At 73.8% G+C, this 14,746-nt stretch carries 16 protein-coding genes; 9 read left to right on the forward strand and 7 right to left on the reverse strand.

Annotation, left to right across the window (positions count from 1 at the left end):
- The first annotated feature begins 246 nt into the window (after positions 1-246).
- The 4 genes from ACFYU0_RS02985 to ACFYU0_RS03000 all read left to right on the forward strand — a co-directional run bounded on the left by ACFYU0_RS02985 (position 247) and on the right by ACFYU0_RS03000 (position 2,929).
- Positions 247-657 carry a helix-turn-helix transcriptional regulator gene (locus ACFYU0_RS02985; protein ID WP_351661128.1) on the forward strand — a complete coding sequence of 137 codons (411 nt, stop codon included), beginning with the start codon at positions 247-249 and terminating at the stop codon, positions 655-657.
- Positions 658-798: 141 nt separating this feature from the next.
- Positions 799-1,281, forward strand: a complete 483-nt coding sequence (locus ACFYU0_RS02990; RefSeq protein WP_351661131.1) for a VOC family protein — start codon at positions 799-801, stop codon at positions 1,279-1,281.
- Between the two features lie 103 nt (positions 1,282-1,384).
- Positions 1,385-2,179 carry a VOC family protein gene (locus tag ACFYU0_RS02995; protein ID WP_351661134.1) on the forward strand — a complete coding sequence of 265 codons (795 nt, stop codon included), beginning with the start codon at positions 1,385-1,387 and terminating at the stop codon, positions 2,177-2,179.
- A gap of 45 nt (positions 2,180-2,224) precedes the next feature.
- The gene (locus ACFYU0_RS03000) at positions 2,225-2,929 is read left to right on the forward strand and encodes a ribonuclease H (RefSeq protein ID WP_389297382.1); all 705 of its coding nucleotides are present in this window, start codon (positions 2,225-2,227) and stop codon (positions 2,927-2,929) included.
- 31 nt (positions 2,930-2,960) lie between these two features.
- On the opposite strand, the gene ACFYU0_RS03005 is transcribed toward ACFYU0_RS03000, so the two are convergent.
- Positions 2,961-3,782, reverse strand: coding sequence for a tyrosinase family protein (locus tag ACFYU0_RS03005; RefSeq protein WP_351661140.1), 822 nt, complete (start codon positions 3,780-3,782; stop codon positions 2,961-2,963).
- 35 nt (positions 3,783-3,817) lie between these two features.
- On the reverse strand, positions 3,818-4,189 hold the full coding sequence (locus ACFYU0_RS03010) for a tyrosinase cofactor (RefSeq protein WP_389297384.1): 372 nt from the start codon (positions 4,187-4,189) through the stop codon (positions 3,818-3,820).
- 313 nt (positions 4,190-4,502) lie between these two features.
- Here ACFYU0_RS03010 and ACFYU0_RS03015 point away from each other — a divergent pair, with 313 nt between their 5' ends.
- From ACFYU0_RS03015 to ACFYU0_RS03035, 5 genes are all read left to right on the forward strand, one after another.
- Positions 4,503-5,720, forward strand: coding sequence for an FAD-dependent monooxygenase (locus ACFYU0_RS03015; protein WP_351661145.1), 1,218 nt, complete (start codon positions 4,503-4,505; stop codon positions 5,718-5,720).
- 84 nt (positions 5,721-5,804) lie between these two features.
- Positions 5,805-7,295 (forward strand): MFS transporter, encoded by a 1,491-nt coding sequence (locus tag ACFYU0_RS03020; protein WP_389297385.1) that lies wholly within the window; start codon positions 5,805-5,807, stop codon positions 7,293-7,295.
- On the forward strand, positions 7,292-7,924 hold the full coding sequence (locus tag ACFYU0_RS03025; protein WP_389297386.1) for a TetR family transcriptional regulator: 633 nt from the start codon (positions 7,292-7,294) through the stop codon (positions 7,922-7,924). Before ACFYU0_RS03020 ends, ACFYU0_RS03025 begins: the two co-directional genes overlap by 4 nt.
- A gap of 74 nt (positions 7,925-7,998) precedes the next feature.
- Complete coding sequence (locus ACFYU0_RS03030) at positions 7,999-8,982, forward strand: aldo/keto reductase (RefSeq protein WP_351661154.1); 984 nt, start codon at positions 7,999-8,001, stop codon at positions 8,980-8,982.
- Positions 8,983-9,034: 52 nt separating this feature from the next.
- Complete coding sequence (locus ACFYU0_RS03035; RefSeq protein WP_351661157.1) at positions 9,035-9,529, forward strand: DUF6328 family protein; 495 nt, start codon at positions 9,035-9,037, stop codon at positions 9,527-9,529.
- A 4-nt stretch (positions 9,530-9,533) separates the two neighbouring features.
- Here the strand turns inward: ACFYU0_RS03035 and ACFYU0_RS03040 are convergent, their stop codons facing one another.
- From ACFYU0_RS03040 to ACFYU0_RS03060, 5 genes are all read right to left on the reverse strand, one after another.
- A complete protein-coding gene (locus ACFYU0_RS03040) occupies positions 9,534-10,190 on the reverse strand; it encodes a DUF2238 domain-containing protein (RefSeq protein WP_389297388.1) in 657 nt (218 codons plus the stop codon).
- A 178-nt stretch (positions 10,191-10,368) separates the two neighbouring features.
- Entirely contained in the window at positions 10,369-10,794 is a 426-nt protein-coding gene (locus ACFYU0_RS03045) for an SsgA family sporulation/cell division regulator (protein WP_351661163.1), read from the reverse strand.
- Between the two features lie 111 nt (positions 10,795-10,905).
- Complete coding sequence (locus tag ACFYU0_RS03050; RefSeq protein WP_389297391.1) at positions 10,906-11,877, reverse strand: LLM class F420-dependent oxidoreductase; 972 nt, start codon at positions 11,875-11,877, stop codon at positions 10,906-10,908.
- Between the two features lie 50 nt (positions 11,878-11,927).
- Positions 11,928-13,493, reverse strand: a complete 1,566-nt coding sequence (locus ACFYU0_RS03055) for a protein kinase (protein WP_389297393.1) — start codon at positions 13,491-13,493, stop codon at positions 11,928-11,930.
- Between the two features lie 241 nt (positions 13,494-13,734).
- Positions 13,735-14,703: a threonine/serine dehydratase gene (locus ACFYU0_RS03060; RefSeq protein ID WP_389297958.1), complete on the reverse strand. Its 969-nt coding sequence runs from the start codon at positions 14,701-14,703 to the stop codon at positions 13,735-13,737.
- Between the last annotated feature and the right edge of the window lie 43 nt (positions 14,704-14,746).

Here is a 14,746-nt window from a genome sequence, read left to right on the forward strand (position 1 = left end):
TACCTCTCCCCACGTCAGTCACGGTTCGAGCCTGCCGCATCGGACTGTGGTCCGATCCCTGATGCATGGTGCGTGTCCCCCGCGTACCCGGAAATCCGGGCACGCATGCCTGCTCACGGTGGTGCTCACGCGGCGGGTACCCCCGTTGTTCCGATGCATGCCCGCGAAAGTCACACCGATTTTCGCGCGTGGGGGAATCAGCGCGCGGCCCGGCGCCGGCGGCCTTGGCGAGCCTAGGCTGAGCGGGTGACCGACCAGGTGAGCGAAGAAGCCCGTGTGATCCCCCTGCGCCGTGCGCCCGGCCACCCGGACGCCGCCGCACCGGTTCCCGCCCGCCCCGGCGCGCCGGAACCGGCGGCCGCTGAGCCCCTGTGGCGCGATCTGGTCGGGGACGTGCTGCGCCGCGAACGGCAGGCCCAGGAGCGCACGCTGAGGGACGTCGCCGACGCGGCCCGGATCTCCCTGCCCTACCTGTCCGAGATCGAGCGCGGCCGCAAGGAGGCGTCCTCCGAGGTCCTCGCGGCGGCCGCCCGCGCCCTCGGGCTGGGCCTCGGCGACCTCCTGTCTCGCACCGGGTCGGAACTGGCCCGCCGGACCGGCACGGCGTCCCGCGCCGTACGCCGGGCGCCGTACGACGGGCTCTGCCTGGCGGCCTGACCGGGCCCGGGGCCGGCCGGTCACCCGCGCCCGGCCCCGCCGGCAGAGGGGCGGATCGTCCGGCCGCCCACCGATGAGTTTCCGGCGGAGCGCCGGTCGGTACAGGTGACCGTGTTCCACGCTCGCTCCCTGGAGGTACTCATGAACACCGACGGATTCCACACCTGTCTCTGGTTCGACGGCCAGGCCGAGGAGGCGGCGCAGTTCTACGTCTCCGTGTTCAAGAACTCCAGCGTCGGCCGGCTCAGCCGCTACCCGGAGGGCAGCCCGGGACAGGCCGGATCGGTGATGAGCGTGGAGTTCACGGCCAACGGACAGAAGTTCGTCGCCCTGAACGGCGGCCCCCAGTTCACGTTCAACGAGGCGATCTCGTTCCAGATCCACTGCTCCGACCAGCAGGAGATCGACCACTACTGGAGCCGGCTCACCGAGAACGGCGGCGAGGGCGGCCCCTGCGGCTGGCTCAAGGACCGCTACGGCGTCTCCTGGCAGGTGGTCTACGACCGGCTGATCGACATGGTCTCCGACCCGGAGACGGACAGGGCCGAGCGGGCCACCCGCGCCATGATGGGCATGGGCAAACTGGACGTCGCCGCGCTGGAGCGGGCGTACGCGGGGGAGTAGCGCCGTCGGTGTCCCGCGCCCGGCGCGCGCGCCGGGCGCGGGATGACTAGCGTTCTGCACAGGGGCGGACCGACGGATCAGCCGAGCGGAGAGGGCCGCGACCATGGCCGTGCAACCCGAGGGAACGCCCTGCTGGGCCGACGCGATGTTCGGCGACCTGGAGAGCGCGAAGAACTTCTACGGCGAGGTCCTCGGCTGGACCTTCGGCCAGTCGTCGCCGGAGTACGGCAACTACACCCAGGCCTACGCCGACGACCAGGCGGTGGCCGCCGTGGTGCCGCCCATGCCGGGCCAGGAGGGCCAGCCGCAGTGGTGCCTGTACTTCGCCTCGCCGGACGCCGCCGCCACCGCGGAGCGGATCCGGGACAACGGCGGCGAGGTGCTGATGGAGCCGATGCAGGTCGGCGAGTTCGGCACCATGTGCCTGGCCCGCGAGCCGAGCGGGGCCGTGTTCGGCGTGTGGCAGGCGGGCAGCCACGAGGGCTTCGACGCCACGGCGGTGCCCGGCGCCTACTGCTGGGCGGAGGTCTTCACCCGCGACCCCGACCGCACGGACGCCTTCCTCACCGCCGTCTTCCCGTACCGGGCGAAGCGGATCGCGGACGACGCGATCGACTTCCGCATGTTCGACATCGGCGAGGAGACGGTCCTCGGCCGGATGCGGATGACCGACGACTTCCCGCCGGAGGTGCCGTCGTACATCAACGTGTACTGGACCGTCGACGACTGCGACGCGGCCGTGGCCCGGGCGGCCAAGCTCGGCGCCGTCCTCCACTTCGGGCCCATGACCAGCCCCTTCGGCCGGTTCGCGGCGCTCAGCGACCCGCAGGGCGCCAACTTCTCGGTGATCGACGTCAAGACCACCGAGGGCGAGATGCCGCAGATCGCCGAGGAGTGACCGCGGCCGGGCGGGACCGTGTCCGGCGGCCGCCGCGGCCGTGGCATGATCGGCCGTATGCGTGAACGTGTGGTGGCCGCGTGCGACGGGGCTTCGAAGGGAAACCCGGGACCGGCCGGATGGGCGTGGGTGGTCTCCGACGACGAGCGGACCGCGGCCCGCTGGGAGTCCGGCCCGCTCGGCCGGGCCACCAACAACGTCGCCGAGCTGACCGCTCTGGAGCGGCTGCTCGCCTCCGTCGACCCGGACGTGCCGCTCGAGGTCCGGATGGACTCCCAGTACGCGATGAAGGCCGTCACCACCTGGCTGCCCGGCTGGAAGCGCAACGGCTGGAAGACCGCGGCCGGCAAGCCCGTCGCCAACCAGGACCTCGTGGTGCGCATCGACGCGCTGCTCGACGGCCGGTCGGTCGAGTTCCGCTACGTCCCCGCCCACCAGGTGGACGGCGACCCGCTCAACGACTTCGCCGACCGCGCCGCCAGCCAGGCCGCCACCGTCCAGGAGGCCGCCGGCAGCGCGCTCGGCTCGCCGGAGCCCCCGCCCTCGCCCGACACGCCGTCGGCCGGCGCGGCGCGCAGGAAGGCGCCGCGCCGCACCGGCGGCGGGGCGGCGTCCCGTTCCTCCGCCCGCACCATCAAGGCGAAGTTCCCCGGCCGCTGCCTGTGCGGGCGCTCCTACGCGGCCGGCGAGTCCATCGCCAAGAACACGCAGGGCTGGGGCCACCCGGAGTGCCGCACCGCGGACGCCTGACCGGCGGGCCGCCGGCGGCCAGCGCCGGGCCTCAGCGGTCGAACGTGTAGAACCGCGTGTGGTCCAGCAGGTCCGCCGGGCGCACGTCGTTCCAGGGCTTCATCGTCTCGTTCAGATCGACGACGTCCGGCGTCCCGCCCCCCGGCACGTACCCGGAGTCCGGGTGCCGGCGCTGCCACTGGGCCCACAGCTTGTCGATGTAGGCGTGGTGCAGCCAGAACACCGGGTCGTTGGGGGAGACCCCGGTGGCCATCTGGCCGCCGACCCACACGTGCACCCTGTTGTGCAGGTTCACCCCGCGCCAGCCCTCCAGGTGGTTGCGGAAGCCGTCCGCGGCGCTGTTGTACGGCGCCGCGTCGTACACCGGCATCGCCAGCACCGACTCGACCTCGGCGGGCGTGGGCAGTTCGCGCACGCCGGAGCCGAGCGAGCGGCGCAGGAACGTACGGCCGTCCACCCGCACGCTGATCGGCCAGTCGCCGCCGGACGCGGCGAACGGGCCGTCCATCACCCGGCCGTCCGAGCCGCGCCCGGTACCGCCCAGGAAGTCCGGCGCCCACAGCGAGGCGCGCACCGTGCGGTCGGTGCTCCAGTCCCAGTAGGGCAGCGCCACCGAGGGGTCGACCGACTGCAGCGCCCGTTCGAAGTCCAGCAGGAACCTGCGGTGCCAGGGCAGGAAGGACGGGGAGCGGTGGCCGGTCCGCTCGCCGGTGTCGGTGTCGGACATGATGAAGCCGTTGTGCGTGCGGACGAACTCGTCGTAGCGTCCGCTGCGCTTGAGTTCGAGGACGGCGCCGGTGAACCGGCGCTTCTCGTCGGCGGTCAGATCGGCCTGGTTCTTGCGTACGGTCATGTGCGTGGTGCTCCGGAAGGTCCGTGCGGGGGCGGTCAGTTGGCGGGGAAGGGCAGCAGCGGGGCGCCCTGCAGCTCGTCCACCGCGGCCCGGGCGGCGGCACGCGGGGTGGGCACCGGGTCGTAGTGGCTGACCACGCTGATCCAGGTGCCGTCGGCGTTGCGCATCACATGCAGCTCCACACCGTCGACGAACACGGCGTAGCCGCCGCCGTGTTCGTGGTGACCGCCGCCGTCCGACGGGCGGCCCTGTATCCGGCGGCCCCGGTAGACCTCGTCGAAGGAGTCCGGCGCGCCGTGGTGGTGCTCGGCGGCCGGCGCGGCGGGCGCGGCGAGGGTGACGGCCGAGGCCGTGGCGGCGAGGGCGGCCGCCGTGGTGAGCGCGCGGCGCCGGGTGAGTTCGGGCATGCGGGTCCTCCTGCGGGGGGGCGAGTGGTGTCTCCGCATGCCTACCGGGACCTTCGGGGCAGGGGGAAATCATCCGGAACCGGTTGGCTGCGATCCGGACAATTGCCCACATGACGTGCAAGGTTGAACCAAGATGATCTTGCCGTAGGGGTGGCCCGCGCCAACGCGGAACGGGCAATTCCTTCCTGTCGGCGGGCAGCCGGGGTGGCGCGGGTCACCGCGCCGGACTGACGCGATCCGCAAACCCGCCCCCACGCCTGACTCCCTGCTACCCTGCGGTGTCGTCCGAGCACGTTGAGTAGCCGACAGGGGTGTGCGCGTGAAGGTCGTCTGTGTCGGAGGCGGGCCCGCCGGCCTGTACCTCGCCATCCTGCTCAAGCGGCAGCACCCGTCCCACGACGTCACCGTCCACGAACGCGACCCCGAGGGCTCGACCTACGGCTGGGGCGTCACGTACTGGCGCGGACTGCTCGACCGGCTGCACGCCCACGACCCCGAGTCCGCCCGGGCGATCGAGGAGAGCTCGGTGCGCTGGAACCAGGGCGTGGCGCACATCCGCGGCCAGGTGGCCCGGCAGCCCGGCGACGAGGGGCACGGCATCGGGCGCCACCGGCTGCTCGAGATCCTCGCCGGCCGCGCCCGCTCCCTCGGCGTACGCCTGGAGTTCGGCAGCGAGGTCCCAGCGGCCGGCCTGCCGGAGGCGGACCTGGTCGTGGCGGCCGACGGCGTCCACAGTGCGCTGCGCACCCGGCACGCCGGCCACTTCGGCACCCGGCTCGAAGAGGGCCGCAACCGCTACGCCTGGCTCGGCACCACCAAGGTCTTCGACGCCTTCACGTTCGCCTTCGTGGAGACCGGGCACGGCTGGATCTGGGCCTACGGCTACAAGTACGGCGACGACCACAGCACCTGCGTCGTGGAGTGCGCCCCGGACACCCTCGCCGGGCTCGGCCTGGACCGCGCGGACCGGGGCGAGGGGCTCGTGCTGCTGGAGAAGCTCTTCGCCGGCGTGCTCGACGGCCACCCCCTCATCGACCGCTCACCGGCGGGCGGCGGTGCGCCCTGGCCGGCCTTCCGCACCCTGACCAACCGCACATGGCACCACGGCAACCTCGTCCTGCTCGGCGACGCCGCCCACACCACCCACTACTCCATCGGCGCGGGCACCACCCTCGCCCTGGAGGACGCCATGTGCCTCGCCGGCTCCCTGCGCCGGCACGCCTCCCTGCCCGAGGCCCTGACCGCCTACGAACGGCAGCGCAGGTCCGAACTGCTCTCGGCGCAGAGCGCGGCCCGCTACAGCGCCCAGTGGTACGAGAACCTGCCGCGCTACGTCGAACTGCCCCCGCACCGGATGTTCGCCCTGCTCGGCCAGCGCCACTCCCCGCTGCTGCCCCACGTCCCGCCGCAGCTCTACTACGGCATCGACAAGGCGGCCGGCCAACTGGAGGTGCTGCGCAGGCTCAAGCGCTGGCTGGGTCCCCGGGCGGCGCGCGCCCTGCACGCCCGCTCGGCCGCCGAACGGCGCTGAGCCGGAGACGTTGGTGAATGGCCATTCACCCGATAGGGTGAATTGTTATTCACCAACGTCTTCACGCTGCCCGCAGGAGCGCCGATGGACCAGCCAGCACCGACGTCCCCGCCAGGCGCCGAGGCCGCACCGCCCCGGCTGCGGGACCGGCTCACCATTCCCGTGCTGGCCTCGGGCGGCATCCTCATGGCCGTCATGCAGACGGTCGTCGTCCCCCTGCTGCCGGACCTGCCGCGGCTCACCGGGGCGTCGGCGGCAAGCGTCTCCTGGATGGTCACCGCGACGCTGCTCTCCGGAGCGGTGCTCACGCCCGTGCTCGGCCGGGCCGGCGACATGTACGGCAAGCGGCGGGTGCTCATCGGCGCGCTCGCCCTGATGACCGCCGGCTCCGTGATGTGCGCCCTGTCCTCCGACATCCGCGTGCTTATCGCGGCCCGCGCGCTCCAGGGCGCCGCCGCCTCCGTCGTCCCGCTGTCCATCAGCATCCTGCGCGACGAACTGCCGCCGGAGCGCCGCGGCTCGGCGGTGGCGCTGATGAGCTCCACCGTCGGCATCGGCGCCGCGCTCGGCCTGCCGCTGGCCGCGCTCGTGGTGCAGTACGCCGACTGGCACACCATGTTCTGGCTCACCAGCCTGCTCGGCGCGCTCGGCGTGACGGCGACCTGGTGGGCGGTCAGGGAGTCCCCGGTGCGCGAGCCGGGCCGCTTCGACGTCCTCGGCGCGCTGGGCCTGGCCGTCGCCCTGGTGAGCCTGCTGCTGGGCGTGTCGCAGGGCGGCCAGTGGGGCTGGGGCAGCCCCCGCGTCCTCGGCCTGTTCCTCGCCGCCGCCGTGGTGCTCGCCCTGTGGTGGTGGCATCAGCTGCGCACCGAGCGGCCCCTGGTGGACCTGCGTCTGGTCACCCGCCCCCGGGTGGGCCTGTCCCACGTGGCGGCCATGCTGACCGGATTCGCCTTCTACGCGAACTCGCTGGTGACCGCCCAGCTCGTGCAGGCGCCCGAGGCCACCGGGTACGGCCTCGGCCTGTCGATCGTCGCCACCGGCCTGTGCCTGCTGCCGGGCGGCGTCACCATGCTGCTCTTCTCGCCGCTGTCCGCCCGCATCTCGGCCTCCCGCGGCCCGCGCGTCACCCTCGCCCTCGGCGCCGCCGTCATCGCCTGCGGCTACGCGCTGCGCATCGCCGACAGCCGCGACCTGTGGATGATCATCCTCGGCGCCACGGTGGTGGCGACCGGCACCACCCTCGCCTACTCCGCGCTGCCGACCCTCATCCTGCGCGCGGTCCCGGCCGCCCAGACGGCATCCGCCAACGGCGTCAACGTCCTGATGCGGACCATCGGCCAGGCCACCTCCAGCGCCGCCGTCGCCGCCGTGCTCGTCCACCACACGAGTCTCGTCGGCTCTCTGCCCGTGCCCACCCTGCACGGCTACCTGCTGGCGTTCGCGATGGCCGGCGCCGTCGCCCTGGTCGCCTGCGCCGCGGCCCTGTCCATACCCGGCGACGGGCCCGCCGGCGGCGTCCGGCGCGCTCGCGGGGGCACCCGGGGCGCCCGCGACGAGGCGATGGAGGGAGCATGAGTGCCGTGAGCACTCCATCCGGCCCCCGGGCGGCCGCGCCGGCCGACCGCGAAACCGCCCCCGTGCGGCGCGACGCCGAAGCCACCCGGACGGCCATCCTGAAAGCCGCCCGGTACCTCCTGGCCCGCCACGCCCACGCCGACATCACGCTCAGGGCGGTCGCCGAACGGGCCGGGGTCAGCCCGCCGCTGATCCTGAAGTACTTCGGCAACAAGGACGCCCTCTTCGCCCGCGTGATGTCCTTCGACACCGACGCCGACGACCTGCTCGACGCACCCCTGGACGAGCTGGGCCGGCACATGGTCCGGCACGTTCTGGCCAGCCAGCGCGACCGCGGCGCCGACCCGCTGGTGCGGATCGCCTTCGCCCCCCTGCACGGCGAGCACGGCGAGGTCCTGCGCGCCAACTTCCGCGCCCAGGTGACCGAACGCCTCGCCGCCCGGCTCACCGGCCCCGACCGGGGACTGCGCGCCGAACTCGCCGTCGCGGGCCTGCTCGGCCTGGGCGTGATGTACGGCGTGGCCCGCGGCCCGCACCTGCGCGGGACCGACCTCGACGCCATCGCCGACCGCTACGGTCCCCTCGTCCAGGCGCAGTTGACCCCGCTGCCTGACGCCCCGCGGCCCTGAGGCGCCCGGCAGCCGCCCGCCGCCGGAACCACCCGGTCCGGCGGCCCGGGAGACCGGATGACAGACTGGGCGGTATGGACGAACGCGTGATGGACAGGTCGGGACAGTGGGCGTCGGTCGTCGGACTCGGCACCTGGCAGCTCGGCGCGGACTGGGGCGAGGTCGACGACAAGGAGGCCCTGTCCGTCCTGGAGGCGGCGGCCGAGTCCGGCGTCACCTTCTTCGACACGGCCGACGTGTACGGCGACGGGCGCAGCGAGGAGACCATCGCCACCTTCCTGCGCAGCCGGCCCGACCTGCATGTGCTCGTGGCCACCAAGATGGGCCGCCGGGTCGAGCAGACCCCGGAGAACTACGTACTGGACAACTTCCGCGCCTGGAACGACCGGTCCCGCCGCAACCTCGGCGTCGACCGCATCGACCTGGTCCAGCTCCACTGCCCGCCGACCCCCGTCTACTCCTCCGACGCGGTGTTCGACGCGCTCGACACCCTGGTGGCCGAGGAGCGCGTCGCGGCGTACGGCGTGAGCGTGGAGACCTGCGCCGAGGCGCTGACCGCGATCGCCCGGCCGAACGTGGCGAGCGTGCAGATCATCCTCAACCCGTTCCGCATGAAGCCCCTCCTCGAGGTGCTCCCCGCGGCCCGGGAGGCGGGCGTCGGCATCATCGCGCGGGTGCCGCTCGCCTCCGGCCTGCTGTCCGGCAAGTACACCAAGGACACGGTCTTCGCCGCCGACGACCACCGCACCTACAACCGGCACGGCGAGGCCTTCGACCAGGGCGAGACCTTCTCCGGCGTCGACTACGCCACCGGCGTCGAGGCGGCCGCCGAGTTCGCCGCGCTCGCCCCCGAGGGCTTCACCCCGGCCCAGCTCGCCCTGCGCTGGATCATCGAGCAGCCCGGGGTGACCACGGTCATCCCCGGCGCCCGCAACCCGGAGCAGGCCCGCGCCAACGCGGCCGCGGCCAAGCTGCCGGCGCTGTCCGCCGAGACGCACGCGGCGATCCGCGAACTGTACGAGCGCCGCGTCCGGGAGCAGGTCGAACACCGCTGGTAGTCCCCGCGAAACCGTCCGTTTGAACGAACGTTCCCCCGGTTAAACGGATCGCATGACGCAGGAGGGACGGCGTACGGGCCGTGACGAGACCCAGGAGGAGCGGGCCGACCGGATGTGGGGTGAGCTCATCCAGGAGGTCCGCGTGGCCCAGACGGGCGTGCAGATCCTTTTCGGATTCCTGCTGACCGTCGTCTTCCAGCCGAAGTACGCCACGCTGGCCCCCACCGACCAGCTCATCTACATCGTGACCGTGGTCCTGGGCGCCTGCGCGACCGGCGCCCTCATCGGCCCGGTGTCGCTGCACCGCCTGGTCTCCGGGCGCCGGGTCAAGCCCCAGGCGGTGCGCATCGCCTCGCGGCTGACCTTCGTCGGCCTGGTCCTGCTGCTCGCCACGATGACCTCCTCGCTGCTGCTCATCCTGCGGGTCGCCACGCACAACGGCTACGTCCCCTACCTGGTGACCGCCGTGGTCATCTGGTACCTGGTGTGCTGGTACGGGCTGCCCCTGTGGGCGCGCCGCCGGCACACCGGCCGCAGCGACGACTGACCGGTCAGCCGGCGGTGCGTGCCGCCAGAGCCGCCAGGCGGCGGTCGTGCGCCCTGCTGAGCAGCAGCAGGGAGAGCACCGCCCCGATCAGCGCGCAGAACATGTCCCACTGGGTGTCCCAGACATCGCCCTGGGTGGCGAGGAACGCGTCCGCGCCGTGTCCGCCGATCTCGGCGGCCGCCCACTCCAGCAGCTCGAAGCAGGCGCTGAAGGCGAGGCAGGCGCACACGGTGAGCGGGGCCAGCCAGCGGCTGCCGCGCAGCGGCGACGTGCGGACGAGCAGTTCACGCACCAGCACGGCCGGGACGAAGCCCTGCATCAGGTGCCCGAAGCGGTCGTACGGGTTGCGGGACAGGCCGAAGGCGTCGCGCACCCAGTCGCCCAACGGCACCTGCGCGTACGTGTAGTGGCCGCCGACGGCGAGCACCAGCGCGTGCGCGGCGAGCAGCCCGCACAGCAGCCCGGTCAGCGGGAAGCGCCGCCACAGCAGCACCACCAGGGGCAGCCCGGCCAGCGCCCAGAACGTCTCGAGGAACCAGGTGGTGCGGTCGCGCACGTCCCAAGCCGACACGGCGAGGCCCACCGCCACCACGCCCGCGAACAGGGCGGGCGGCACGCGACGGGGGGCGGGGAGGAGCGGGGCGGGGCGCACTGCGGTCATGGCGGGGCTCCTTGCCGGAGGACTCGGTGACGTCGAAGGAGCCCCATCGTGCGGCCGGCGGGCCTGCGCGGACATGAGTACGGCTACTCAGGGCGCCCCGCGCACACGACTCAGCCGGCGGCCGGCGCGTCAGCCCCGGTCCGCCGGCCCGGCCACCCGGCCACGCCCGGGCGGCCGTTCAGCCCGTGGAGAGGATCTCCGCCAGCAGCTCGTCCACCTGGACCTCCTCCTGCCCGGGCGGGACCACTTCGCGGGTCTCGTGCAGGAAGGCGGCGATCGCGGGGGCCCAGGCGTACACCACGGCGTGGTGGCGGCCGCCGTCGGCCCGGTAGTCGCCGAGGAATTCCATGCGCAGCTCCCGCCACCGCCCGGCGGACACCGGACGCAGCCGGACGTCGCCGACACCGACCGGACCGGTCAGCCCGTCGGAGAGCATCTCCCGGTCCAGCCGCCACCGGGCCAGCACCCGGCCGTCGTGGCCGAACGCGGCGGTGACGGCGAACGGGTCCTCGGCGTCGTAGCTGAGGTGGGCGAGCACCGGACACCGGGCGGTGCCCTCCGCCTGGAGCTGCACCACCAGGGTCTTGTGCACGAAGCGGTTCACCAAGGTCCTCCGGAAGCAATCGGCGTAGGGCCCTCTAGTACCCCGTACAGGCTCGAAATGCTCATCCTTACGGCTCAATCCGAACCGTGACCGCCGTGCCTTCCCTCCGGGTCAGCCGAACTCCTCGCGCAGGGCGGGCAGCAGGGTCTTCGCCGACCAGTCCAGGAACTCCGGCTGCGTGTCACCGCCGATCTGCACCAGGGCGACCTCCCCGAACCCGGCCTCGGCGTAGGGCCGGACCGCCTCGACGAAGGCCTCCGGGTCGGGGCCGCAGGGGATGGCGGAGGCGACGTCGTCGGTGGTCACGAACTGGGTCGCGGACTCGAAGGAGTCCGGGTGCGGCAGTTCGGCGTTCACCTTCCAGCCCAGGCCGAACCAGCGGAACTGGTCGTGCGCGCGCTGGATCGCGGTGTCGCGGTCGGCGTCGTAGCACACCGGCAGCTGGCCCACCCGGGGCTTGCCGCTGCCGCCGTGCCGGTCGAAGGCCTCCAGCAGCCCCTTCTTCGGCTCGGTGGCGATGACCAGGTCGGCGAGGCGGCCGGCGAGTTCGCAGGACTGCTCGCCGGAGACGGCGAGGCCGATCGGCGGCGCCTGGTCCGGCAGGTCCCACAGCCGGGCCGACTCCACGTCGTAGTGCGTGCCGTGACGGGTGACGTGGCCGCCGTCCAGCAGCGCGCGGATGATCTCCATAGCCTCTTCCAGCATCTCGTGGCGCACGTCCACCGGGGGCCAGCCGCCGCCCACCACATGCTCGTTGAGGTTCTCGCCCGCGCCCAGCCCGAGCCGGAACCTGCCCTCGGACAGCAACTGCATCGTCGCCGCCTTCTGCGCCACCACGGCGGGGTGATAGCGGATCAGCGGGCAGGTCACGTACGTCATCAGCGGGATCCGCGACGTGGCCTGCGCCGCGGCGCCGAGCACACTCCACGCGTACGGGGCATGGCCCTGGGAACGCAGCCACGGGAAGTAGTGGTCCGAGGTCACCGAGAAGTCGAAGCCGGCGTCCTCGGCCCGCACCAGGTGGTCCACCAGGTCCCGGGGGCCGGCCTGCTCGGCCATCATCGTGTATCCGATTTGCACCATACCTGAGCGAGTCCCCGGGCTGCCGGAGCGAAAACGGCCGGGTCCGCCGGTCAGCCCGCCGGTTCGCGGAAGGTCCGCAGGAAGGTCTCCAGGGCGACGGCGCCTTCGGAGTCGCCCCAGTCCGCGGCCGGTGTGGTGTACCGCAGGGAGAAACCGCGCCCACCGCCCAGGAGGAAGCCCCGCCCGAGGGTGTGCGTCCGGGCCGCGCCGGAGCCCGCCACCCATTCGAGATCGGCGGCCCGGTGCCCCCGGTAGGTGAGGGCCCGCACGGCGCCGATCCGGTGGTAGCCGGGCAGCCGCGCCAGCGCCGGTTCCACCTCCTCGCGCCAGACGGCGACCGGGTCCGGGCCGACGCGCTCGCTGTAGGTGACGGCGAGGGTGGGGGAGTCGCCGCCGGCGCCGAAGGTGACGCGGTAGGCGCGGTCGGCCGCGCGTGCGGTGGCCAGGCGCTTCCAGCCCGCCGGCAGGGCCACCGAGAAGCCCTCCGGAGCGGCGTAGCGCCGGTAGCCGGCCGGCAGCGCGGGGGAGGCGGTCGGGCCCGGGCTGACGCCGGGGCCGGGGCCGCCGTCGCGGGTGCCGCCGGGCGTCGGGGCGGCGGTGGCGGTGGTACGGGGCGGGGCGGCCGCGGTGGAGGTGCCGGGCAGCCGGTGGGTCACGGCGAGCACGGCGGCCGCGACGGTGACGAGGGCCAGGGCGGTCCCGGCCACCATCAGCCGCCTGCCCGGAGCGGGGGCGGCGTGCCGCACGGCCGCGTACGCGTCGCGCAGCCGGGGCGCGGGGCTCAGGTCCGCGTCGGAGTCCTCGTCGAGGGCCCGCACCAGGGCGTCCCGCACGACGCCCCGGTTCAGCCGTTCGTGGGAGTTCTTGCGCAGCATGCCCTGGACGGCCTGGGTGAGCGGGCCGGTGCGCAGCGGGGTGCGCAGCGGCAGCCGGTCCACGGCACGCAGCGTCGCGTCGGGCCGGCCGCGGTCGCGGAAGGGCGGCCGCCCCTCGACCATCGTGTAGAGGATCGCGCCGAGCGCCCACAGGTCGGCGGCCGGTCCCACGCGTTCGTCGCGGGCCTGTTCCGGCGAGGCGTACGACGGCGCGGTCAGCCGCGGGGCGAGCGTCGTGCCCGCCAGCCCGAACCCCGCCACCAGGACCGGTCCGCTGTCCCGGACGAAGACCTGGCCCGGGCTGAGCTCGCCGTGGGTGATGCCCTCGTCGTGCGCCGCCTGGAGCACGTCGAGGACCTCCAGGCCCAGCCGGGCCGCCCGGACCGGGTGGAACGGCCCCTCCCGGTCCAGCAGTTCACCGAGCGGCGTGCCCTCGATCCGGTCCATGACCGTCCACAGGACGCCCTCCTCGACGACGGCGTCGACGACCGTCGCGACCCGCCCGGGACACAGCAGCCGCATGATCTCGCCGGTCCGCACCACCCGCGCCGTGGCGCGCCGCACGGTGTCCGCGTCGGCGGTCTCCGGCAGCTCGGTCCGCGCCATCAGCCGGCTCTGGCCGGACGCCACGTCCTCGGCGTGCCACCACAGCCGGTTCGTCTCGCGGGCGAGGACCTCTAGCGGCCGGTAGCGGCCGCCGACCAGCCCGTGTGCGGAGACGTGCTCCTTGACCATGGTCATCCCTCGCTGAGACCCCTGACTCGACTTGCCCAGAGGTACGCGGGGTGCGCGGGGGTGCGTTCAACGGATTCGCGACCGGAGCCCCGATTCTGCCTTTTATTCAACGCGCCGACCGGCCGCCGGGTTACGAAGACGGCGCGCGGCCGGGCATCGACCTGCGGGTTACCGACGGTAGACGCCCGGCTGTGCGGCGCGTTTCCCTGGCAGGGGCGCGGTGTCGTCCCCGGCCGCTGCGGTCGTGTCAGAGCAGCCCGAAGCGGTCCGCCCAGCCGAAGAGCTCCCCGGGCGCCGCGTTGCCGCCGCACACCACCAGCCCGATCCGGGCCTCGGCGCCGACCCGGGCCAGCACTCGCCGCGCCGCCGGAAGCAGGCATCCGGCGGCCGGCTCGGTCCACAGCTTGGCCCGCTCGGCGAGGTCCAGGCAGCCCCGCACCGCCTCCCGGTCCGGGACCACCAGCACCTCCTCGACCAGCGCCGACACATGGTCGTACGTCAGCCGGGACACGGACGGCGCGCTCAGCGTGGTGACGAGCGAGGACACCGGCAGCTGCCGGGGACCGCCCGCCGCGAGCGCGCCGGACATGGCCTCGGCGCCCTCCGTCTCCACGCCCCACACCCGCACCCCCGGGCAGCGGGCGCGCAGTGCGGCGGCCACTCCGGCGATCAGGCCGCCGCCGCCCACGCTGACCAGGACGTCCGTCGGCCCGTCGGAGCCGGCGGTGTCCTCGGCCAGCTCCAGTCCCACCGTGCCCTGCCCGGCGATGACGACCGGATCGTCGAACGGGTGGACCAGGGTCAGCCCCTCGTCCCGCAGGACCATCACCAGAGCGAAGGCGCTGTCCATGCCGTCGGTCAGGCGCACCGACGCCCCGGCCGCCTCGGCCAGCGCGATGGACCGCGCGGGCGCGGTGCGCGGCATCACCACGGTCGCCTTCACGTCGAGGGCCGCCGCCATCTCCGCGACCGCGATCCCGTGGTTGCCGCCGCTCACCGCCACCACGCCGGCCGCGCGCTCGGCCTCGCCAAGCGACAGCAGCTTGGCCGTGGCGCCGCGCGCCTTGAACGATCCGGTGCGCTGCAGCAGTTCGAGCTTGGCGGTGACGGGGACGCCGAGCAGGTCCGTGAGTCCGGGGCTCGGCACGGTCGGCGTCCGCACGACGTGGCCGGCGATCCGCCGTGCGGCGGCCTCGATCTCCGGGAGGCCGATCAGGCTGGTCAAGGTCGTCCACCTTCCCGGCGCGGGACGGGGAACC

Source organism: Streptomyces sp. NPDC003720 (assembly GCF_042875075.1).
In the GTDB taxonomy this organism is placed as follows: domain Bacteria; phylum Actinomycetota; class Actinomycetes; order Streptomycetales; family Streptomycetaceae; genus Streptomyces.

Bases quoted from the DNA above. Each gene is read 5' to 3' on its own strand.
- ACFYU0_RS02990 (WP_351661131.1), top strand. From the start codon at position 799: ATGAACACCGACGGATTCCACACCTGTCTCTGGTTCGACGGCCAGGCC.
- ACFYU0_RS03010 (WP_389297384.1), bottom strand. From the start codon at position 4,189: ATGCCCGAACTCACCCGGCGCCGCGCGCTCACCACGGCGGCCGCCCTC.
- ACFYU0_RS03055 (WP_389297393.1), bottom strand. From the start codon at position 13,493: ATGACCATGGTCAAGGAGCACGTCTCCGCACACGGGCTGGTCGGCGGC.
- ACFYU0_RS03000 (WP_389297382.1), top strand. From the start codon at position 2,225: ATGATCGGCCGTATGCGTGAACGTGTGGTGGCCGCGTGCGACGGGGCT.
- ACFYU0_RS03025 (WP_389297386.1), top strand. From the start codon at position 7,292: ATGAGTGCCGTGAGCACTCCATCCGGCCCCCGGGCGGCCGCGCCGGCC.
- ACFYU0_RS03050 (WP_389297391.1), bottom strand. From the start codon at position 11,877: ATGGTGCAAATCGGATACACGATGATGGCCGAGCAGGCCGGCCCCCGG.
- ACFYU0_RS03005 (WP_351661140.1), bottom strand. From the start codon at position 3,782: ATGACCGTACGCAAGAACCAGGCCGATCTGACCGCCGACGAGAAGCGC.
- ACFYU0_RS02995 (WP_351661134.1), top strand. From the start codon at position 1,385: ATGGCCGTGCAACCCGAGGGAACGCCCTGCTGGGCCGACGCGATGTTC.
- ACFYU0_RS03030 (WP_351661154.1), top strand. From the start codon at position 7,999: ATGGACGAACGCGTGATGGACAGGTCGGGACAGTGGGCGTCGGTCGTC.
- ACFYU0_RS03020 (WP_389297385.1), top strand. From the start codon at position 5,805: ATGGACCAGCCAGCACCGACGTCCCCGCCAGGCGCCGAGGCCGCACCG.
- ACFYU0_RS03035 (WP_351661157.1), top strand. From the start codon at position 9,035: ATGACGCAGGAGGGACGGCGTACGGGCCGTGACGAGACCCAGGAGGAG.
- ACFYU0_RS03040 (WP_389297388.1), bottom strand. From the start codon at position 10,190: ATGACCGCAGTGCGCCCCGCCCCGCTCCTCCCCGCCCCCCGTCGCGTG.